Origin of the sequence: Pseudorhizobium banfieldiae (assembly GCF_000967425.1) — a bacterium.
GTDB lineage: Bacteria > Pseudomonadota > Alphaproteobacteria > Rhizobiales > Rhizobiaceae > Neorhizobium > Neorhizobium banfieldiae.
The window spans coordinates 4,206,686-4,227,348 of record NZ_FO082820.1; the positions used below are offsets into that span (position 1 = coordinate 4,206,686).

Below are 20,663 nucleotides of genomic sequence, written 5' to 3' on the forward strand. Positions count from 1 at the left end.
CTCCGGTTGAACCCGTATACGCGGGTCCTAACCATCATCGACGGCAAGAGCAAGTGCGAGTCGCCTCAGCCGCCCTTGACACCCTTGCCGGAGGCCTTGCCATTGCCGGCATCGACGATCTGGTAGCAAACCTGTGCCGTTCCGGAGCGGACCATGCCGATGTTCTGTGCCGCAGCCTTGGATACGTCGATGATGCGGCCCTTGATGAACGGCCCGCGGTCGTTGATGCGTACGATCACGCTCTTGCCGTTTCGCTTGTTGGTCACCTTCACCTTGGTGCCGAAAGGCAGCGAACGGTGTGCCGCAGTCAGCTTGGCCGGGTTCATACGCTCCCCGGAGGCCGTCTTCGACGTCAAAGCATACCAGGAGGCGTGGCCGCAGCCGGGCGCAGCGTGAGCGGATGCAGTGCCGAAAGTTGCAAAGGCAGCAAAGGCAGCCGCGGCGAAAATCGAGTTTCGAATTGTCGTCAAGTCTGTCGTCCCCGTCGATGGATGTCGGCACATGGCGTGCGGGAACGGTTAAGCGGGGTGAAAATTGGCGAAAAAGTGCGCAACATGATCACGGAATGTTACATAATGTAATAAATTGGATTGCATTCGGAGCTATGAAAATGGCGGGTTTAAGAAGAGGAGTGGTAAAAGACCCTGTAAAACAAGCTTGAATTGAAACTGAGTTTCAGGCCCGGGCCCGCAGCGGGAACTTCACGAAATGGCCTGAAATTTTTTTGCTGAGGATGCCCCGCACATCAGATCAGACGAAATCTTTAGACGGGAAACGGGTGTGAGGGCGCCTTTTTCGTCTCCCGAATGCCGACCGGATGAATATTTCATCCGCTTCAAAGCGGAAGCTCGCCACCCCATGTGCGGCTCACCCACAGGTGATTGAGAGACATGCGGAAGTCCGGGTACAGGAACTGAAAGCCCAGATCGCTGATCCGCTTATTGGAGACGCGCTTGTTCGAGCCATAGAAGGAGCGTGCCATCGCGGTCATCTCTGCGGTCTCGAACGGTTGCTCGGGGGGCGGCTCGACCCCCATCAGCCGCGCAGCTTCGGCAATGACGTCCTGGGGTGCCGCCGGCTCGTCATCCGTGACGTTGAAAATGCCGCCGTGGCCGGACTGAGCCAGAAAAAGGGCGGCACGCGCTATGTCCTCCACCCGGATGCGGTTGAACACCTGATCCTTCTTGACGATCCGGCGCGCGGTGCCGCGCTTGAGGTTGACGAAGGCATTGCGGCCTGGTCCGTAGATGCCGGAAAGCCGCAGCACCGCGACAGGCACGCCGATCGCCTCGCCCGCGGCGAGCCAGGCCTGCTCGGCCTCGACCCTTTCCCGGGAACGGCCGGGGGCGGGGTTGCAGGGCGTTTCCTCATCGACCCAGCCGCCCGCCTGGTCGCCATAGACGCCGATGGTCGAGAGATAACCCACCCATGTGAGCCTGGGGCAGAGCGTCGCCAGACGGTCGCTTGCAAGGCCAAGCACAGGGTCCCCGCCCGCACCCGGCGGTATCGATTGGACCAGATGCGTGACCTGCGACAGCGCATGCTCCAAGGGTTGATCAATGGCCGTGCCATCGAAGACGAAAGCTTCGACACCTTGTGCAGCCAATGCTTCCGCCTTCTCGCCGGTCCGGCTCGTGCCGAAGACCTTCGCACCGGTCTCCATGGCTGCCCGCGCGATGGCCCTGCCCGAATAGCCGCACCCGAAGACCATCATTCGCATCACGCCGCTCCTGCCAACTGCCATTCATCCAGGACATAGGGGTCCCGCTCCTCTTTTCGCAAAAGAGCGAGCTGCTCAAACTCCTGCGGCGGCATGAGCCGCTTGAGCGCCCACACGGCCATGCCGCGAACCACCGGCGAAGAATCTTCCGCCAGCTTCAGGCACGGTTGGATCAGTGTCCGATCACCGGAATTTCCCGCCGCTATCAGAGCATTGCGGACGAAGCGGTCCCGTCCGATGCGCTTGACCGGGGAGCCGCTGAAGAAGCTGCGGAACTGCGGGTCGTCGAGCGTGAGCAGGAAGGAAAGCGGCGGTGCCTTCAGGTCCTCCCTGGCCTTCAGCTTCATTTCCGATGCACTGACAGCAAACTTGTTCCAGGGGCAGGCGGCCAGGCAGTCATCACAGCCATAGATGCGGTTGCCGATCAGTGGCCGAAGCTCAGGATCGATCGGTCCCTTGTGCTCGATCGTCAGATAGGAGATGCAGCGGCGTGCATCGAGCCGGTAGGGGGCAGGAAAGGCGGCTGTCGGACAGGCGTCGAGGCAGGCGCGGCAGGAGCCGCAATGGTCGATCTCCGGCTCGTCGATGTCGAGATCGGCAGTCGTGAACATGCTGCCGAGGAAGAGCCAGGAACCATGGCTGCGGCTGACGAGATTGGTGTGCTTGCCCTGCCACCCAAGACCGGCTGCGGCAGCAAGCGGTTTTTCCATCACCGGCGCAGTGTCGACGAAGACCTTGACGTCCTCACCAGCCCGAGCGGCGAAGCGCGTGGCGATCTCCTTCAAGCGGCCTTTGATGACATCGTGGTAATCGCGATTGCGGGCATAGACCGATATCGCGCCGCGGCCCTTCTGTTCTTGCAGCGCGCGAGGGTCTTCATCAGGGCCGTAGTTCAGTCCGAACATGACGACCGAGCGGACGTCAGGCCAGAGCGTTCGCGGATCACTGCGTCGGTCGCGCGTTTCCTCCATCCACTCCATCGTGCCGTGATGGCCATCCGAGAGATAGACCTCCAGACGTTTGGGAGCTTCCGGAATGCTGCCGGCATGGGTGATGCGGCAGAGGTCGAAGCCTTGCGCCACGGCTTCCGCCTTGATGAACGCAGTCAGCTTCTCCCGACGCCGGACTTGGGCATCGGGACGGTCTGCCGTGATCTCAGAAGTCGAGGTCCGCATAGTGGGAAACCGGTGTCAGGCCGCGCACTCTCTCGGCCAGCAGCGGCCGGAAGGAGGGGCGGGATTTTAGGCGTTGATACCATTCCTTCGCAATCGGCGTCTCGGCCCAGTCGATCTCGCCGAGATAGTCCAGGACCGAGATGCATGCGGCCGCAGCGAGATCGGCATATGTCAACCGGTCGCCTGCAAGCCAGGGGCGCGAGCCGGCAAGCCAGGAAAGGTACTTCATGTGCTGCCGGATATTGGAACGCGCGGTCCGAAGTGCTTTCGAGTCCGGTGCTCCGCCGCCCTGCGCCGCGGTCATCTGCAGCTTGTAGACACGCTCGCGTACCAGAGGGCGGGTCACATCCTGCTCCATCTTGGCGAGGAACCACTCCGTCAGCCGCCGGATCTCGGCCCGCTGGAAAGGGTCTTCCGCAAAGAGCCTCCGGTCACGCTTCAGGACGCCGTGCGTTTCGTCCAGGAATTCCATCAGCACGGCGGGTCCACAGAGGGCGCGCATGCTGTCGTCGACATAGACGGGAAGCGTCGCGGCCGGATTGAGCGCCAGGAATTCCCGGCGCTTCTCCCATGGCTGCTCTTCGATCAGCTCCACTGGAAAACCGTACTCCGACAGGATAAGCCGGACGAAGCGCGAGCTGGAAGACATCGGGTGATGGAAGAGCGTAGGCATCGATACGTGAGCTTTACAATTTTTGTATAGGAGGGGCTGGCCGTTTCTCGAGGCGCCGCAATAGCCCAGCTATACGGTTTTGGTAAGGGGCATGGCAAGCAGACAGCCACCATGAGTTCCGGATCCTGCCGACCGACCATCAAACAAAGGGTGAAGAATGCCGGAACAATCGATCATCAGCGCTCTCGTACTGGGCATAATCGAGGGCCTGACGGAGTTCATCCCCGTGTCGTCGACGGCACATGTTCTTCTGGCTGGTCACTTCCTCGGCTTCGAATCGCCCGGCAACACATTTGCGGTGCTTATCCAGTTGGGCGCCATCTTGGCGATCCTGCTCGTCTACTTCCGCAAGCTCTGGGAGATCGCCATGGCCTTGCCGACGTCCGGGAAGGCACGGCGCTTCGTACTGACGGTCCTGCTCGCCTTCCTGCCGGCTGCGGTCATCGGGGCGCTCGCCCATGACTTCATCAAGACGATCCTGTTCGAGACGCCGATGCTGATCTGCATCGTGCTCATCCTGGGCGGCTTCGTGCTGCTTGCGGTGGATCGCATGGCAATTCGGCCGAAATACACGGACATCATGGATTATCCGCCGTCGCTTGCCTTCAAGATCGGCCTGTTCCAGTGCCTTGCCATGGTTCCCGGAACCTCGCGGTCCGGTGCTACCATCGTCGGCTCGCTGCTGATGGGGACCGACAAGCGGTCGGCGGCGGAATTCTCCTTCTTCCTCGCCATGCCGACAATGCTCGGTGCGTTCACCCTCGATCTCTACAAGAACCGGGATCTTATCCGCTTCGATGATGGCATCGTCATCGCCATCGGCTTCATCGCGGCCTTCGTTATGGCGCTGGTGGTAGTCCGCTCTCTTCTGGATTTCGTTTCAAGCCGCGGCTATGCGCCGTTCGCCTGGTGGCGGATTGCCGTCGGAACGGCCGGCCTGGTCGGGCTGTTGATCTTTGGCTGACGACTCAGCCGTGGTCGTCGCGCCCGTGGTAGAAGAAGAGGTCGTAGCCGGCCATGGCAATGGTGATGGCCACCAGCACGATAAGGTCTGCGCGGGGCACCTTCCAGACGAGGATGGCAAGGAACCCGCAGAGCACGGAGAACCCCAGCAAGGCGAGAAGACGGTCTAGCATCGGCCACTCCTTTTATCGATCGGTCCCGAGGGACCCCATTGAGCCTGTCTCCGCCGGCTGCAGGCACCGGCGGAGAGCGATTTCATCGCCCATAGAACTGCTGCGGCAGGTAGAACACGATCTGCGGGAACGTGTACATCAGCGCCATGCTGATGAAGACCATGGCCACGAAGGGCAGTACGCCCTTGAAGATCTGCGTCAGTCGCACCTCCGGCGGCGCAATACCCTTCAGGTAATAGGCTGACATCGCCATCGGCGGTGTCAGGAACGAGGTCTGCAGGTTGAGCGCCACCAATATTCCGAAGAACAGCGGATCGATGCCGAACATGTCGAGGAGCGGCAGGAAGATCGGTACGAAGATGATGATGATCTCCGACCACTCCAGCGGCCAGCCCAGGAGGAAGATGATCAGCTGCGCCAGCAGCAGGAACTGGAAGGGCGTCAGATCCAGGCCTCGCACGAATTCGGAAATCACGTGCTCCCCGCCGAGGTAGGAGAAGACGGAGGAGAAGGTGTAGGAGCCGACGAAGAGCCAGCAGACCATCGCCGTTGTCCGAACGGTGAGATAGACGCTTTGTCGGAGACGGTCCCAGCTCATCGCCCGATAGGCGACTGCAAGCACCATGCCGCCGAGCGCTCCAATCGCGGCGGCTTCTGTGGGCGTGGCCAGCCCGAAAAGAATCGAACCCAGGACCGCAAGGATGAGGATTGCGAGCGGCAGGAACGAGGTCACGATCATCAAGGTGAGCTTGAAGAACGGCACATCCGGCACTTCATCGGCCGTCGGCTTCGGCGCGACGCTTGGCTGCAGGATCGAGCGCCCGACGATATAGATGAGGTAAAGCCCCACGAGCGTGAGGCCTGGCAGCAGGGCTGCCGAGTAGAGGCGCACGATCGATGTCCCTGACGCTGCCGCATAGACGATCAGCATGATCGACGGCGGGATCAGGATACCGAGCGTTCCCCCGGCGCAGATGATGCCGGTCGCGAAGGAGTGGTCGTAGCGCGCCTTCAACATTGCCGGCAACGCCAGCAGGCCCATCAGGGTTACCACTGCCCCCACGATGCCGGTTGCCGTCGCGAAGAGTGCGCAGGTGACGAGGGCAGCAACACCCATCGATCCTGGAATATTCTTCGAGGCGATATTCAACGTGCTGAACAGACGGTCGACGATGTTCGCCCGTTCCACGATATAGCCCATGAACAGGAACAATGGCACGGCTGTCAGGACGTCGTTCGCCATCACGGTGTAGGTCTGGTTGATGAAGAGATCGAAGACCCGGTTATTGAAGAAGCCCTCGATCCACAGGCTGGTGCTGTCCCACCACCCTGCCGTTTCGTCCAGCCGGTTGAAGGCGCGCCACATGCGGCTGGGCTCGAAATAGGCGTAGTAGCCGAAACCAATTCCCATTGCCATGAGCGTGAAGGCAATCGGAAACCCGAGAAACACCACGAAGATGAAGAGGCCGAGCATCAGGAGTGCGACTTGGGGATCCGTCATGCCTGGTCTCCTGACAGCTCGTTTTTCTTTTCCTTGATCAGGAGCGTTTCAGTTTCCTCTACGTCCTCTTCCGCCTCGATCCAGAAGCCGTCCCGTATGCACTGGATGCAGCGGAAGACCTGGGCGATGCCCTGGATGAACAGGAGGATGCCGGCCGCGACAATGGCGGTCTTGAACTGGTAAATCGGAATGCCCGCCGGGCTGTTGACGCTGACTTCGCCATAGCCCCAGGATCGCGAGGCATATTTCCAGCCTGCGAAGATCAGGGCCGTGACACCCGGAAAAAAGAAGAAGATATAGAGAACCAGGTCGACTGTCGCCTGCGTTCTCGGTCTCCAGAGTCGATAAAGAAAGTCGCCTCGGACGTGTCCGCCGCGGGAGAGCGTATAAGCGCCTCCCATCATGAACAGCGTACCGTACATGATGAAAGAGACGTCGAGGGCCCAAGGGGTGGGGCGACCAACGATATAGCGGACGAAGACCTCATAGCTCGTGCCAAAGGTCATCAGTAGGATGAGCCAGGCGAAGGCCTTGCCGAACCATGCCGACAGCCCGTCGGCGAACCGGATGAATGCGATCATCGACGTGAACGTCTTCCTGATGGGAGAGGGGCCGGCAGGCGCGACTGCACCCGCCGGCATTACCACTTGCGGTCAAGAACGGCTCAGAGCTTGAGCTTGTTCGGGAAGTAGTGGTTGTAGGCGAGCTGGTAGTCCGGAGAGTTCATCAGCTCGTAATAGGTAACCCGCTCAACCCAGGCACGCTGGCTGTCGAGGACCTTCTTCATGAAGGCATCCTTCTCCAGTTCGACGATCAAGTCGTCCCATGCCTTAATCTGGGCATCGAGGATATCCTGAGAAGTCCGATGGACCTTGACGCCGGATTCCTCCTCCAGCTTCCGGAGGTCGGCCGAATAGTTGTCCATCGCCGACGCGGTGTTGGCAGTGGACGCCGCCTCGACAGCATACTTCACGATGGCCTGGAGGTCCGGCTCGAGATCCTCATAGAAGCCTCTGTTGAACAGGAACTCGAAGGATTCCGACGCCTGGTGGTACGAAGAGAGGTAGTAGTTCTTCGCGACATCCTGCGCACCGAAGCGCAAGTCGGACGACGGATTGTTGAACTCAAAAGCATCGATGACGCCTCGTTCCATCGCCGGGACGATCTCGCCACCTGGAAGCTGTGCAACGGACATGCCCATCGCCTGCATCAGGTCGGCGGCGAGACCGACGGTGCGGTACTTCAACCCGTTGATATCGCTGACAGCGTTGACTTCGTTCTTGAACCAGCCGAAGGGCTGGGCGAACATCGGGAAGCCTAGGTAGCCCACGACCTCGAGGCCGAGGATGTCCTGCTGCAGTTCCCGGTAGAACTCGGCACCGCCGCCGGCATAGAACCAGGACAGCATGGTCGTGGCAGAGCCCCCGAAGACCGGACCGGTGCCGAACAGCGATGCGCCCTTGTGCTTGCCGTACCAGTAGACGGGAACCGAGTGGGCCGCGTCGATGACGCCGTCATGGACAGCGTCCAGAACCTGAAATGCGCCTACGACTGCGCCCGCTGGCAGCAGGTCGACCGTCAGCCGTCCTCCCGACATTGCGTCGACACGTTCGGTGAACTGCCGGGCAAAATCCATCCAGATGTCCGACGCCGGCCACGACGTCTGCATCTTCATCACGATCGGTGATTGTGCCAGCACGGCCGGTGCCGCAAGAGTGCCAGCGGCTGCTCCGCCTGCAGTTGCGCTGATCTTCAGGAACGAACGGCGCGTATGCGCCTTCTTCTCAGGCTTATCCATTGATTTCTCCTCCCATTTGGGCGGGCTTTTGCCCTTCTCCCAAGATCAGTATTGAGGAAAAACTTTCGGACAGCAATACGCTACGGACACGTCAGCTTCAAATTGACGTGCCGGTGGGACAGGATGCCGGAGAATTGTTGACGCTCAGCGCGTCGAGGCGCCCGGTATTGAGCCCGTTGCGCAAGGATCTACTCCATAGGCCGGAGCGCACTTGCCGCCGCCTGCCGCGCCCGTTTCCGGGGCGATGAAAGAGCCGACGAGGATCGTCAGTGCCGCACACGCAAAAAACAGTGCGATGGGCTTGCCCATGGAGAAATGCCTTTCAGACAATGTGATTGAAGCGTAATTTCGCTGCAGCCGTGTATGAACCGCCTGCAGGATTTTCAATAGAGGAACTTGCTGAATCCCGCGTTAATGCTCAACGCAAGACCGAGTGGGGCGTTCGTGCCACAGGCGGCGCCGAGCAGGCCTGCATCACCGGCAGGAGATTGCCTCAGGCCGCTTGCCCTAGGCCGCTTTGCCGCTGTTGGTGAACTGGCCTTGCGGACGATACTGGACGAGGTAGGAGGGCACGACGGACGTGAGATGCGTCGGACGGATACCCATGCCCTCCAAGGTTCGGCCATCGCGAATCGCCTCTTCCGAGACGACGTTGTCCTTCTTCAGCAGCGCGACCTGATCGCTGGTGATCGGCGGCTTGATGAGGGGGATCAGCGAGGCGACGCTGCCGATCATCGAGGCGATGGGGAAGGGGAGAGAGATCAGCGGCCGCTTGCGCGCGGTCGTCCGCAGAACGATTTCCATGCATTCGCGGAACGTCAGCACCTCCGGCCCACCGAGTTCGTAGATGCGGCCGCCGGGGATGACGCCGTCGACGCCGAGCGCCACCGCCTTGGCGACATCCTCCACGTAGACCGGCTGGAACTTCGTCTTGCCGCCGCCGATCAGGGGCAGCGCCGGGAACATCTTGGCCATCCCGGCAAACTTGTTGAAGAAGCTGTCCTCCGGTCCGAAAACGATGGAGGGGCGCAGGATCACTGCGTCCGGTACCGTATCGAGGATTGCGGCTTCTGCGCGACCCTTGCTCTGCGCGTAGCTCGAGTCGGAATCCCTGTCGGCGCCGATGGCCGAGACATGTACCAGCTTGGCACCGGCGGCGCGTGCCGCTTCGGCCACGGCCCTTCCGCCGAAGTCCTGCACCGCATTGAAGGAGTTGCGCCCGCTTTCGAAGAGGATGCCGACGCAATTGACGACGAAGGATGCGCCTTCGACCGCACGGTCCACCGAATATCGATAGCGCAGATTTGCCTGCACCAGCGCAATCTGGCCCACATAACCATAGGGCAGAAGGAAGCCGGCGAGGTCCGGACGCCGCACCGCCACCCGGATACGGTAGCCCCGCTTCACGAGGCTGCGAACCACATGTCGTCCGACAAAGCCCGAGCCTCCGAACACGGTGACGAGGGGCGGCAGGTTGGACACGGACATGGGTGGCTCCGGGAACTGTGATGGTCGGGTTGTCAGCGGTCTCTTAGACCAAATGTTCTTCAACGGGAAGCGGAAGAAGTGCTGCAGTTGACGAGTGTCAGACGCTTTCCACGACGACCATTTCGGCGTCCGCACATTCCTGCCGGATCTTGGCCGCCGCCTGGTATTCCAGCGAATTGTAGCAGTCCACCGCCGCTTGGACCGAGGGAAACTCGATCACGACGTTGCGGCCCCGCGCCTTGCCTTCCAGCTCGACGAACTGTCCACCACGTGCCAGGAAGTTGGCGCCGAACCGTTCGAATGCCGGCTTCGCCGTGCTGACGTAGTCCTTGTAGCGCTCCGGGTCGCGAACATCGACTCTGGCAATCCAATAGGCCTTGGGCATGCGGGTTCCTCCTTACGGTTTGAAATCTAGAGCGCGGACGTCATCTCAGCGAGGATCGCACGGGCGGCCGCGCGCGGATCCGCTGCCTTGACGATCGGACGGCCGACGACAAGATGGCTTGAGCCGGCACGCAGTGCATCGCCCGGGGTCATCACCCGCTTCTGGTCGCCGGCATCGCCGCCGGCCGGACGAATCCCCGGCGTGACGATTGCCATGTCCGATCCGACGATCTTGCGCACCGCCGCCGATTCCTCCGCCGAGCAGACGATACCCCCCATCCCGGCTGCGAGCGCCTGTTCGGCGCGACGCATGACCAGCGTACGCGCATCCGCCTGGTAACCCACCTCAAGCAGGTCGGCGTCGTCCATGGACGTCAGCACGGTCACCGCGAGAAGGCAGAGGCCTGAGCCCTCGGCGGCCTTGACTGCGGCGCGCATGGCCTTCGGATAGGCATGCACTGTCAGCATCGTCACTCCCATCGTGGCGATGTTTTCGACGCCCTTCGCAACAGTGTTGTCGATGTCGAGAAGCTTCATGTCGAGAAAGACGTTCTTGCCGTCCTTCGCGAGGTCGCGGGCGAACTCGATGCCGCCCGCAAACGCGAGCTGGTATCCGATCTTGTAGAAGGGAACCGTGTCGCCCAGCGTGGCGACCATCTTTTCCGCTTCACCGACGGTCGGGATATCGAGGCCAACGATCAGGCGGTTACGCGCGTGCATGTTCGAACCCCTTCCATTGTTCCATAGCCGTCCAGTCGCATGTCACGATTCTGTCTGCAAGGGAGAAGGCGAAGAGATTGCCGCCGCCGGCCGGCTGGTCGCGGTCCCGCGAAATCCACACGCCCTGGAGATGGCATTTCAGGAGCGTCCCCACTCCGCCATGCCCGACAAAGGCAATCGGGATTTCCGGATCATGGTCCGCCAGGATCCGATCGATCGCTTTGACGATCCGTGCCTGCGCATCGATTGCGCGTTCCCACCCATGGAAACTCTCGTCTGGGTGGGCGAAGAACCAGTCAGCCGCCTTCTCGAACTCGGCGGGAGGCAGGAAGCCGGTACTGCTGCGGTCGTTCTCGTACATGTCGGCGGCAACCTCGACGGCCGCACCGGAGACACGGGCCAGCAGTTCGGCCGTCTCCACTGCCTTCCTCTCATCGCTCGAAACGATGCGTTGAAGAGTGGCAGCCCAAGCGCTCTGGGCAGCCTCGTTCGCCCGTGCCCTGCCGGTTTCCGACAGCCCCCATTGCGGAACGGGAACCTGCGGGTCGATGTTCACTTGGGGATGGGTAACATAGACGCCGAACATGGCGAGCTAGCCCCGGCTGTAGACCCAGAGCTGCGCCGGCGGGATGTTGCGGACGACGAAGTCGAGGTGGCGGATATGGAACCGGTCAGGGCGGGCGTCGATGGGAGATACCGGGCTATAGGTGATCTGGACAACAGGGCGGCCGGGCGGCATTCGGTCGAGCAGGTCCTCCAGCAGCGCGATGCGCTTCTCCATCGGAAAGCTCAGCATCGGGATCGCCGAAATCACCGCATCGAACTTGCGGTCCTTCCAGTCACCAAGTGTCGTGTCCAGGTCGAAGGCGTCGCCGTTGATGAAGTTGACGCCAGGGATCGTCCGCTTGAGGTGCTGGTAGAAATCGGTCGAATACTCGATCGAGACGATATTCTCCGCCGCCACGCCGCGGTCGATGATCGCCTTGGTGATGATGCCGGTGCCGGGTCCGAGTTCAAGAACCGGCAGGCCTGAAGCCGGATTGATGACGCTCGCCATGCGACGCGCGGTGACCGCTGAAGTCGGCAATATGGCCCCGACGCTCTTGGGGCCGTCGATCCAGCCCTTGAAGAACCTGATCTCCTCGTCGAACTTCCGGCCCAGCCTTTCCTTCAGTCGCAATTCCATCAGGTCTCTCCTCCTTGATCCATAAGGGCTTATGTGGGGTCAATGACGCAAAAACAAGGCGGAATGTCGCATCTGGACAACGACAGCAAAAAAGCGGCAAGTTTCCCAGCCGCTTTTTCTGTGTCAGACCCGCATCGGCATCAGGACGTAGAGCGCGTCATCGCCCGCGGTGTCCCGCACCAGGGTAGGGGAGCCCGCGTCCGCGAGCATGAAGACCGCATCCTCGCCTGAAAGCTGCGCGGTGATGTCGAGCAGGTACTTGGCGTTGAAGCCGATCTCCAGCGGATCGTGTTCATAGCCTACTGCGACCTCTTCCGTCGCGCTGCCGGAATCGGGATTGTTTACGGTAAGCGTCAGTTGCCCATCGGCCAGCGACAGCTTCACGGCACGGCCTCGCTCCGACGAGATTGTCGATACGCGGTCGACGGCGCGGGTGAAGCTCTGGCAGTCGACGCGCATCTCCTTGTCGTTGTTCGTCGGGATGACGCGCTGGTAATCGGGGAATGTGCCGTCGATCAGCTTCGACGTCATGATGATGGAGCCGATCGTCAGGCGGATCTTCGCGTCGGAGACCTCGACCGTGACCATCAGGTCGGGGTTGTCGACCAGCTTCTGAAGCTCGCCGACGGTCTTGCGCGGAATGATGATGCCCGGCATGCCTTCCGAACCTGAGGGTGCCTCGACATCGGCGCGGGCCAGCCGATGTCCGTCGGTCGCCACGGCACGCAGCTTCAGGTCGCCGCCGGCCTCGATCGTGTGGAAGAAGATGCCGTTCAGGTAGTATCGTGTCTCTTCCGTCGAGATGGCGAACTGGGTGCGGTCGATCAGCATCTTCAGATCGGTCGCCTTCAGCTTGAAAGTATGGCTGAAGCTGCCGGCGGTAAGATCGGGGAAGTCCGCCTCCGGAAGGCACTGCAGCGAGAACTTCGAGCGTCCCGACTGCACCGTCATCGAGCCGCCGTCCGGATTGGTCGCCAGACGGACCTCCGATCCCTCCGGCAATTTGCGGACGATTTCATAGAGGAGATGCGCTGGCACGGTCGTGGCACCCGGCTGTTCGACCATGGCTGCAACCGCCTCGGTGATCTCCAGGTCGAGGTCCGTCGCCTTGAGCTCCAGGTCGGCGCCGGAAGCGCGCAGGAGCACGTTCGACAGGATCGGGATCGTGTTGCGACGTTCCACGACACGATGGACATGGTTCAGCGACTTCAGGAGATTGGACCGCTCAAGAGTAATACGCATGGACGCTACCGCTTCTGACCGGGACGCCGGCAGGAACGGGGCGTCCGCATGTTTGCCGGCCGCAGGGCCGGGAGATGTGGAGGCGCAAAATGGCAGAACATTCCCCTAGAAAGCAAGAGCCGGAAGGGCCGCCACCGGCGCGAATGGGAACTTGTTGCCATGATTCACAGGGAAAACTTCGCGACGCTCCGCTTGCCCGCCTGCCGCACCTCGCCCATAAGAAGGCGAGAGCAAGCAGATCAGCCGGATACCTTCGTGAGCGACGAACAGAAGACCATGGGCCGCAGCTACAGGATCGGCAATACGGCGGTCCCCGCACGCCCGCTGGAGCCGGGGCTCTATCTCGTCGCCACCCCGATCGGTAATCTCGGCGATATCACCCTGCGTGCGCTCGAGACGCTGGCGGGAGCCGACGTGCTTGCCTGCGAAGACACGCGTGTGACGCGCGTGCTTCTGGACCGCTACGGCATCGTCAACCGCCCCTTCGCCTATCACGAACACAATGCCGCCGAAGCAGGGCCGAAGCTGCTTGCCGCGCTCGCGGAAGGACGGTCGGTGGCGCTCGTTTCGGATGCGGGCACTCCCCTCGTCTCGGACCCGGGCTACCGGCTGGGACGCATGGCAATCGACGCTGGACACCGCGTCATCCCTATCCCCGGCGCCTCGGCGCCCTTGGCGGCGCTGGTGGGTTCAGGCCTGCCCTCGGACAGCTTCCTGTTCGCCGGCTTCCTGCCGGTCAAGGACAAGGGCAGGCGGGATCGGCTGGCAGAACTGTCGCGCGTGCCGGCGACGCTCGTCTTTTTCGAATCGCCCCACCGTATCGGGGCGAGCCTTGCCGCCGCAGCCGATGTTCTCGGAACGGCTCGCGAGGCGGCAGTGTGTCGCGAATTGACGAAGGCCTTTGAGGAATTCCGGCGGGGCACGCTGGCGGAACTGGCTGACTTCTATGCGGAGCGGGCCGTGAAGGGCGAAATCGTCCTCCTGATAGCTCCTCCTGAAATCGATGATGTGCCGGGGGCGATGGAGGTCGATGTCCTGCTGAAGGAACTGGCGGCCACCATGCCGACATCCAAGGCGGCCGCCGAGGGCGCGCGCCTCACAGGGCTGTCGAAGAAGGACCTCTACCAGCGGCTGCTGGCGCTGAAGGACGGAGACGGTGGCAAAGCAAGCTAGGGAGAGGCGCCGGGCGGAACGGCGCGGCCATTTCGCCGAATATGCCGCCGCACTCTTTCTGCTGGCGAAAGGTTATCGGATCCTCGCCATCCGCTTCCGTACCAAGGCCGGGGAGATCGACTTGGTAGCGCGAAAGGGTGATCTGGCAGTCTTCGTCGAGGTCAAGGCGAGGGTCGGAGAGCGGGAGGCTGTGGATGCCGTGAGCGCTACGGCCCAACGACGCATTCGCGCAGCAAGCGACATATGGCTTTCACGCCGTTCGGATGCCGCGCGCCTGTCGCAACGCTACGATGTCGTTGCCGTGCTTCCCGGCCGTCTTCCAAAGCACTTCCCAGATGCATTCTGAGGGAGTTCGTGCTTTGTCGCCGTCGGTGCGGTAGCCGTCGTCAGGGCTATACCAGCCGTTGCCTTTGACGAGCCGCCGTCCTACATCAGGCGGGCATTTTTGAAGGGGCAGGGACGATGGCGAACATCCGCAGGGTCGCATTCCAGATGGACCATGTCTCCAGCATCAACATTGCTGGAGATTCCACCTTTGCCATGGCGCTGGAGGCGCAGGCGCGCGGCTACGAGCTCTTCCACTACACCCCGGACCGTCTGACCATGCGCGACGGCAAGATCTTTGCCGCCGTGGAGCCGATGCAGGTCCGCGATGTCAAGGGCGACCACTACAGCCTCGGAGAGCGCGAGCGCGTCGACCTTTCTACCATGGACGTGATCCACCTGCGCCAGGACCCGCCCTTCCATATGGGCTACATCACCTCGACGCATCTGCTCGAGCGCATCCATCCGAAGACACTGGTGGTCAACGACCCCGCATGGGTCCGCAATTCGCCGGAGAAGATCTTCGTCACCGAATTTGCCGACCTGATGCCGGCGACGCTGATCAGCCGCGACGTGCAGGAGATCGCCGCCTTCCGCCAGGAGATGGGCGACATCATCCTGAAGCCGCTCTACGGCAATGGTGGCGCAGGCGTGTTCCATTCCGCCCGCGACGACCGCAACTTCACGTCGCTGCTGGAAATGTTCGAACAGGTCTATCGCGGCGAGCCCTACATCGCGCAGGCTTATCTGCCGGCCGTGCGCAAGGGCGACAAGCGCATCCTGCTGGTGGATGGAGAGCCTGTCGGCGCCATCAACCGCGTGCCGGCGGAGACCGACAGCCGTTCCAACATGCATGTCGGCGGCCGTGCCGAGGCCGTCGAACTGACGCGGCGTGATCGGGAGATATGCCAACGGATCGGGCCCGCGCTTCGGGAGCGTGGCTTCATCTTCGTCGGCATCGACGTCATCGGCGATTACATGACGGAGATCAACGTAACGTCGCCGACCGGTATTCGCGAGGTGAAGAAGTTCGGCGGCGCCGATGTTGCTGGCCTGCTTTGGGACGCGATCGAAGCCAAGCGCCCTTGATCTGCGGCTGCAGACCAGTTTTGTTCTCGCGCTACAATCTCCTGCAACCGAAGATCAACAGAGACGGGAAATAGTTCCTGCGATGTTCTTGTTTTATTCTCATTTCCATGCCAGATTGCAATCGCTGGCGCGGAAAGCGTGGATCGCTTGGCGCTTCTGGCATGAGCTTGGAGGCGGTTTATGGTGGCGCGTGTCTCTACGGTTGCATTTCAGGGTATAGAAGGCGTTCCTGTCGAAGTTCAGGTGATGGTCTCTCCCGGCAAGCTGCTGATGCCGATTGTCGGGCTTCCCGACAAGGCGGTGGCGGAAAGCCGCGAAAGGGTCCAGGCAGCCCTCCATGCCTCCGGACTTTCGCTTCCGCCCAAGAAGGTGACGGTGAACCTTGCGCCGGCCGATCTTCCCAAGGAAGGCTCGCACTTCGATTTGGCCATCGCGCTCGGTCTCATGGCGGCCCTTGGCGCCATTCCGGCCGATGCCCTGTCCGGCTATGTCGTCATTGGCGAACTGAATCTCGATGGCACCTTGGCGCCGGTGGCCGGCGCGCTTCCGGCGGCGATCAGCGCGAATGCGCTCGGCAAGGGCCTGATATGTCCGGCGGACAGCGGGGCCGAGGCAGCCTGGGCCGGATCCGATATCGACATCCTGGCGCCCCGGAGCCTGATCGCGCTCGCCAACCATTTTCGCGGTACGCAGGTTCTCTCCCGGCCGCAGCCGGCCGTGCGCGCACTGCCGGCAAACCTGCCGGACCTGATCGACATAAAGGGACAGGAGAGTGCCAAGCGCGCGCTGGAGGTAGCCGCCGCAGGAGGTCACAACCTGCTGATGGTCGGTCCCCCCGGCTCGGGGAAGTCGATGTTGGCGGCACGCCTGCCGTCTATCCTTCCGCCTTTGTCTGCGGCGGAACTTCTCGAAGTCTCGATGATCCATTCCATCGCTGGCCAGCTCTCCGGCGGCAAGCTTTCGGACCGCCGTCCGTTCCGCACGCCGCATCACTCTGCCACCATGGCCGCTCTCGTGGGCGGCGGGTTGCGGGCAAAGCCTGGCGAGGCTTCACTCGCCCACCACGGCATTCTCTTCCTTGACGAGTTCCCGGAGTTCGCGCCGCAAGTGCTGGACGCGCTGCGCCAGCCACTCGAGACGGGGGAATGCGTTATTGCCCGCGCCAACCACAGGGTCTCCTATCCGGCCAGCATTCAGCTTGTTGCGGCAATGAACCCGTGTCGCTGTGGCATGGCCGGAGAGCCTGGCCACACCTGCGCGCGCGGGCCGAAATGCGTGTCGGATTATCAGGGGCGTATTTCAGGGCCGTTGATGGATCGGATCGATATCAGGATCGATGTGCCGGCAGTCTCTGCAGCCGATCTCATCAAGCCTCGGCCGGCTGAGGCGAGCGCCGACGTCGCAAGACGCGTCGCCGCCGCTCGTGAGCGGCAGCAGGAGCGCTTCCGGGCGGAAGGGGCGCCACATGTCTCGACCAACGCACGGTGCTCCACTGCGTTGATCGAGAAGATCGCCGAGCCGGATGCGGGGGGACTTCAATTGCTGCGCGATGCGGCGGAGAAGTTGAAGTTCTCCGCGCGCGGCTACCATCGGGTCCTGAAGGTCGCCCGCACGCTTGCCGACCTCGATGGATGCGATACCGTCAGTCGCATCCATCTGGCCGAAGCGATCTCCTACCGCATGGCAGGGGAGCGGCTCTCGGCGGCGGCCTAGAAGAGACAGCGAATGGTTGGTGGCGATTAGCGGGTAGCGGACGGACGCATCCGTCCGCCACTCGGCATCAGGATGTTCAGCCGCCCAGACCTTCGAACAACGCCGTGGACAGGTAGCGCTCGGCGAAGGAGGGGATGATGACGACGATGTTCTTGCCCGCGTTCTCCTCGCGGCTACCCACCTTGATCGCCGCGGCGAGTGCCGCGCCGGAGGATATGCCGACCGGCACGCCCTCCAGCCGGGCGACGAGCCGTGCCGTCTCGAACGCCTCGTCGTTGGAGATCGTGACGACCTCATCATAGACGCCGGTATCGAGGATCTGCGGCGCGAACCCTGCACCGATTCCCTGGATCTTGTGGGGGCCCGGATTGCCGCCGGAGAGGACCGGGCTGTCGGTCGGTTCGACTGCAACCACCTTGAGCTCCGGCTTGCGACCCTTCAGCACCTGTCCCGCGCCGGTGATCGTGCCGCCGGTGCCGATGCCGGAGACGAGGATGTCGATCTGGCCGTCCGTGTCGTTCCAGATCTCCTCCGCCGTCGTCTTGCGGTGGATCTCAGGGTTAGCTGGGTTCTCGAACTGCTGCGGGATGACGGCGTCGGGAAGGGTGGAGGCAAGCTCCTCAGCTTTGGCGATGGCGCCCTTCATTCCCTTCGGGCCTTCCGTCAGCACCAGTTCGGCGCCGAGAAGGGCGAGCATCTTGCGGCGCTCGATCGACATCGTCTCGGGCATGGTCAGGATCAGCTTGTACCCCTTGGCGGCGGCCGCGAAGGCGAGCGCAATGCCGGTATTTCCGGATGTCGGCTCGACCAGCGTCGTCTTGCCGGGGGTGATCTTGCCCTGTGCTTCCAGGCTCTCGATCATCGCCACGCCAATACGGTCCTTGACCGAAGCGATCGGATTAAAGAACTCGAGCTTGGCGAGCAGGTTCGCCTTGACGCCCTTCTCCTTCGCCAGCTTGTCGAGGCGGACGATGGGCGTATCGCCGATCGTCTCGGTGATGGAGGAATAGATCCGGCCGCGGCCGGGCTTCTTTGTGTCTGCCATGATGCTCTCCCTAGATTGCCGATAGGGTAGGGCGACTTTTGCTTCAAGGCCAGCCACGACGCATCGGATCCGGGAGATGCTGCGGAATTTTGTTCCAAGGGGAGGGCAGGCCGAGGCAGGGCTTGCTCAATTCACACACCGGTTGATCCGAAGCCCCCGGCGCCCCGCAAGGTCTCTCCTGTCTCGCTCACCTCTTCGACCTGCACCTGTGTCACGGGGGCCACGACCATTTGCGCGATGCGCATCCCGCGCGAGATCTCGAAGTTCTCCTCGCCGAGATTGACGAGTAGTACCTTCACCTCGCCGCGATAATCGCTGTCGATCGTACCGGGCGTGTTGAGGCAGGTGATGCCGTGCTTGAAGGCAAGGCCGGAGCGCGGGCGGATCTGTGCCTCGAATCCTTCGGGGATCTCGAGGATGAAGCCAGTCGGCACCAGCTTCCGTTGCCCCGGCTTCAGTGTCAGCGTCTCGTCCTCCGCGATCGCGGCCCGCAGATCCATCCCCGCTGCCCCGTGGGTCTCATAGCTCGGTAGCGGCAGTCCTGCCCCATGCGGCAGTCGCACCAACCTGAGGGCCGGACCAATGATGTCGCGCATGCCGTGTCTCCTTTGTTTTCGAGGTGAATTGCATAAAGCCGGCCGGATCGCTAGATAGGCGCCAACTGACAGGATTTACCGGACATGGCTGAAAGTCTCGCAGAGGCGGTATCCCGCCGCCGCACCTTCGCGATCATCGCGCACCCGGACGCGGGTAAGACCACGCTCACCGAAAAGCTGCTGCTGTTCGGCGGCGCAATCCAGCTTGCCGGCGAGGTGAAGGCGAAGAAGGACCGCATCCAGACCCGCTCGGACTGGATGAAGATCGAGCGCGAGCGCGGAATCTCCGTCGTCACATCGGTGATGACCTTCGAATACGAAGGCAATGTCTTCAACATTCTCGACACCCCGGGCCACGAAGACTTTGCGGACGACACCTACCGTACCCTGACGGCGGTGGATGCGGCCGTCATGGTCATCGATGCTGCAAAGGGCATCGAGCCGCGCACGCTGAAGCTCTTCGAGGTCTGCCGGATGCGCGATATTCCAATCATCACCTTCGTGAACAAGATGGACCGCGAGAGCCGCGATCCGTTCGAGATCCTGGACGAGGTCGAGGAGAAGCTGGCGCTCGACACGGCGCCTGTCACCTGGCCCGTCGGCCGCTCGAAGACGTTCTGCGGCTCCTACAATCTGGCGAACAACACCTTTCGCGGTGCAGACACACAGGTGGAGCCGCTGCCGGTGAATGGACCGCAGAGCGTGGCCGACCGACTTCCGGAAAACGAACGCGCGGCCTTTGTCGAGGAGACGGAACTCGCCAGGGAGGCGTGCCGTCCCTTCGACCGCCAGTCCTTCCTGGAAGGGCATATGACGCCGGTCTTCTTCGGTTCGGCGCTGCGCAATTTCGGCGTTCGCGATCTCATCAACGCGCTGGGAGCCTTTGCGCCGCCACCGCGCGACCAGGTGGCGGATGTGCGCACGGTTCATGCCAATGAAGACAGGATGACGGCCTTCGTCTTCAAGATCCAGGCGAACATGGACCCCAACCATCGCGACCGCATCGCCTTTGCCCGCATCTGCTCGGGAAAGCTCGAGCGCGGCATGAAGGCGCGGCTGGCGCGCACCGGCAAGCAGCTCGGGCTGACTGCACCGCAGTTCTTCTTTGCGTCGCAGCGCCAGCTTGCCGATACGGCCTATGCCGGCGATGTCGTCGGCATCCCGAACCACGGCACGCTCCGCATCGGTGATACGCTGACAGAGGGCGAGGCGCTGGTCTTCCAGGGCGTGCCGAACTTCTCGCCGGAAATCCTGCGCCGCGTGCGGCTGGAAGATGCCATGAAGGCGAAGAAGCTGAAGGAGGCTTTGCAGCAGATGGCGGAAGAGGGGGTCGTCCAGCTCTTCCAGCCGGAGGACGGCTCGCCGGCGATCGTCGGCGTCGTCGGTGCACTGCAGTTGGACGTGCTGAAGGAGCGCCTGTCGGCCGAATACGGCCTGCCGGTCTCCTTCGAGATGGCGCGGTTCTCCGTCTGCCGCTGGATCTCTGCGGACCAGCCGGCTGATCTCGAGAAGTTCATCAACCAGCGCCGCGGCGACATCTGCCGTGATCTCGACGGCGATCCCGTCTTCATGGCCCAGGACGCATTCTCGCTGCGTTACGAGGCGGAGCGCTATCCCGCCATCAAGATGGTCGCAATCAAGGAGTATCACGTCGCCAAGGCGGCGTGATCACGACAGCTGAGGCTCAGCTCACGCCGGCA

Annotated in this window: 22 protein-coding genes; 6 read left to right on the forward strand and 16 right to left on the reverse strand. The window is 62.3% G+C overall.

What is annotated here, in order from left to right; genetic code table 11:
- Window positions 1-65: 65 nt before the first annotated feature.
- The 4 genes from NT26_RS20265 to NT26_RS20280 all read right to left on the reverse strand — a co-directional run bounded on the left by NT26_RS20265 (window position 66) and on the right by NT26_RS20280 (window position 3,568).
- The gene (locus tag NT26_RS20265) at window positions 66-470 is read right to left on the reverse strand and encodes a septal ring lytic transglycosylase RlpA family protein (RefSeq protein WP_162197800.1); all 405 of its coding nucleotides are present in this window, start codon (window positions 468-470) and stop codon (window positions 66-68) included.
- Window positions 471-835: 365 nt separating this feature from the next.
- On the reverse strand, window positions 836-1,720 hold the full coding sequence (locus NT26_RS20270; RefSeq protein ID WP_052641520.1) for an SDR family oxidoreductase: 885 nt from the start codon (window positions 1,718-1,720) through the stop codon (window positions 836-838).
- Complete coding sequence (queG, locus tag NT26_RS20275; protein WP_052641522.1) at window positions 1,720-2,895, reverse strand: tRNA epoxyqueuosine(34) reductase QueG; 1,176 nt, start codon at window positions 2,893-2,895, stop codon at window positions 1,720-1,722. Before queG ends, NT26_RS20270 begins: the two co-directional genes overlap by 1 nt.
- Window positions 2,876-3,568: a glutathione S-transferase family protein gene (locus tag NT26_RS20280; protein WP_052641525.1), complete on the reverse strand. Its 693-nt coding sequence runs from the start codon at window positions 3,566-3,568 to the stop codon at window positions 2,876-2,878. Before NT26_RS20280 ends, queG begins: the two co-directional genes overlap by 20 nt.
- A gap of 157 nt (window positions 3,569-3,725) precedes the next feature.
- Between NT26_RS20280 and NT26_RS20285 the strand changes: the two genes are divergently transcribed.
- Complete coding sequence (locus NT26_RS20285; RefSeq protein WP_052641527.1) at window positions 3,726-4,532, forward strand: undecaprenyl-diphosphate phosphatase; 807 nt, start codon at window positions 3,726-3,728, stop codon at window positions 4,530-4,532.
- A gap of 4 nt (window positions 4,533-4,536) precedes the next feature.
- Here NT26_RS20285 and NT26_RS23040 read toward each other — a convergent pair whose 3' ends face one another.
- The 10 genes from NT26_RS23040 to dnaN all read right to left on the reverse strand — a co-directional run bounded on the left by NT26_RS23040 (window position 4,537) and on the right by dnaN (window position 13,023).
- Entirely contained in the window at window positions 4,537-4,704 is a 168-nt protein-coding gene (locus tag NT26_RS23040; RefSeq protein ID WP_172974115.1) for a hypothetical protein, read from the reverse strand.
- Between the two features lie 82 nt (window positions 4,705-4,786).
- A complete protein-coding gene (locus tag NT26_RS20290; protein ID WP_052641529.1) occupies window positions 4,787-6,205 on the reverse strand; it encodes a TRAP transporter large permease in 1,419 nt (472 codons plus the stop codon).
- Window positions 6,202-6,786, reverse strand: coding sequence for a TRAP transporter small permease subunit (locus NT26_RS20295; RefSeq protein ID WP_052641531.1), 585 nt, complete (start codon window positions 6,784-6,786; stop codon window positions 6,202-6,204). Before NT26_RS20295 ends, NT26_RS20290 begins: the two co-directional genes overlap by 4 nt.
- Before the next feature lie 83 nt (window positions 6,787-6,869).
- A complete protein-coding gene (locus tag NT26_RS20300) occupies window positions 6,870-8,003 on the reverse strand; it encodes a TRAP transporter substrate-binding protein (protein ID WP_052641533.1) in 1,134 nt (377 codons plus the stop codon).
- 507 nt (window positions 8,004-8,510) lie between these two features.
- Window positions 8,511-9,491, reverse strand: coding sequence for a complex I NDUFA9 subunit family protein (locus NT26_RS20305; RefSeq protein WP_052641535.1), 981 nt, complete (start codon window positions 9,489-9,491; stop codon window positions 8,511-8,513).
- A 97-nt stretch (window positions 9,492-9,588) separates the two neighbouring features.
- Window positions 9,589-9,876 (reverse strand): DUF1330 domain-containing protein, encoded by a 288-nt coding sequence (locus NT26_RS20310; protein WP_052641537.1) that lies wholly within the window; start codon window positions 9,874-9,876, stop codon window positions 9,589-9,591.
- 26 nt (window positions 9,877-9,902) lie between these two features.
- Complete coding sequence (gene pyrF, locus NT26_RS20315; RefSeq protein WP_052641539.1) at window positions 9,903-10,595, reverse strand: orotidine-5'-phosphate decarboxylase; 693 nt, start codon at window positions 10,593-10,595, stop codon at window positions 9,903-9,905.
- A complete protein-coding gene (locus NT26_RS20320) occupies window positions 10,582-11,181 on the reverse strand; it encodes a histidine phosphatase family protein (RefSeq protein ID WP_052641541.1) in 600 nt (199 codons plus the stop codon). The genes pyrF and NT26_RS20320 overlap by 14 nt, the downstream gene beginning before the upstream one ends.
- Window positions 11,182-11,187: 6 nt before the next feature.
- Window positions 11,188-11,781, reverse strand: coding sequence for a phospholipid N-methyltransferase PmtA (gene pmtA, locus NT26_RS20325; protein WP_052641543.1), 594 nt, complete (start codon window positions 11,779-11,781; stop codon window positions 11,188-11,190).
- 123 nt (window positions 11,782-11,904) lie between these two features.
- Window positions 11,905-13,023 carry a DNA polymerase III subunit beta gene (gene dnaN, locus NT26_RS20330; protein WP_052641545.1) on the reverse strand — a complete coding sequence of 373 codons (1,119 nt, stop codon included), beginning with the start codon at window positions 13,021-13,023 and terminating at the stop codon, window positions 11,905-11,907.
- A gap of 276 nt (window positions 13,024-13,299) precedes the next feature.
- On the opposite strand from dnaN, the gene rsmI reads away from it, so the two are divergent.
- The 4 genes from rsmI to NT26_RS20350 all read left to right on the forward strand — a co-directional run bounded on the left by rsmI (window position 13,300) and on the right by NT26_RS20350 (window position 17,322).
- Complete coding sequence (gene rsmI / locus NT26_RS20335) at window positions 13,300-14,196, forward strand: 16S rRNA (cytidine(1402)-2'-O)-methyltransferase (protein ID WP_052642426.1); 897 nt, start codon at window positions 13,300-13,302, stop codon at window positions 14,194-14,196.
- A complete protein-coding gene (locus tag NT26_RS20340; RefSeq protein ID WP_052641547.1) occupies window positions 14,180-14,542 on the forward strand; it encodes a YraN family protein in 363 nt (120 codons plus the stop codon). The genes rsmI and NT26_RS20340 overlap by 17 nt, the downstream gene beginning before the upstream one ends.
- Before the next feature lie 116 nt (window positions 14,543-14,658).
- The gene (gene gshB / locus NT26_RS20345; RefSeq protein ID WP_052641549.1) at window positions 14,659-15,609 is read left to right on the forward strand and encodes a glutathione synthase; all 951 of its coding nucleotides are present in this window, start codon (window positions 14,659-14,661) and stop codon (window positions 15,607-15,609) included.
- A gap of 180 nt (window positions 15,610-15,789) precedes the next feature.
- Complete coding sequence (locus tag NT26_RS20350; protein ID WP_052641551.1) at window positions 15,790-17,322, forward strand: YifB family Mg chelatase-like AAA ATPase; 1,533 nt, start codon at window positions 15,790-15,792, stop codon at window positions 17,320-17,322.
- 76 nt (window positions 17,323-17,398) lie between these two features.
- On the opposite strand, the gene cysK is transcribed toward NT26_RS20350, so the two are convergent.
- Both cysK and dut read right to left on the reverse strand, forming a co-directional pair.
- Window positions 17,399-18,367 carry a cysteine synthase A gene (gene cysK / locus NT26_RS20355; RefSeq protein ID WP_052641554.1) on the reverse strand — a complete coding sequence of 323 codons (969 nt, stop codon included), beginning with the start codon at window positions 18,365-18,367 and terminating at the stop codon, window positions 17,399-17,401.
- A 131-nt stretch (window positions 18,368-18,498) separates the two neighbouring features.
- Complete coding sequence (gene dut, locus NT26_RS20360; protein ID WP_052641557.1) at window positions 18,499-18,963, reverse strand: dUTP diphosphatase; 465 nt, start codon at window positions 18,961-18,963, stop codon at window positions 18,499-18,501.
- A gap of 84 nt (window positions 18,964-19,047) precedes the next feature.
- On the opposite strand from dut, the gene NT26_RS20365 reads away from it, so the two are divergent.
- Window positions 19,048-20,631: a peptide chain release factor 3 gene (locus NT26_RS20365; protein ID WP_052641560.1), complete on the forward strand. Its 1,584-nt coding sequence runs from the start codon at window positions 19,048-19,050 to the stop codon at window positions 20,629-20,631.
- Window positions 20,632-20,663 lie beyond the last annotated feature (32 nt).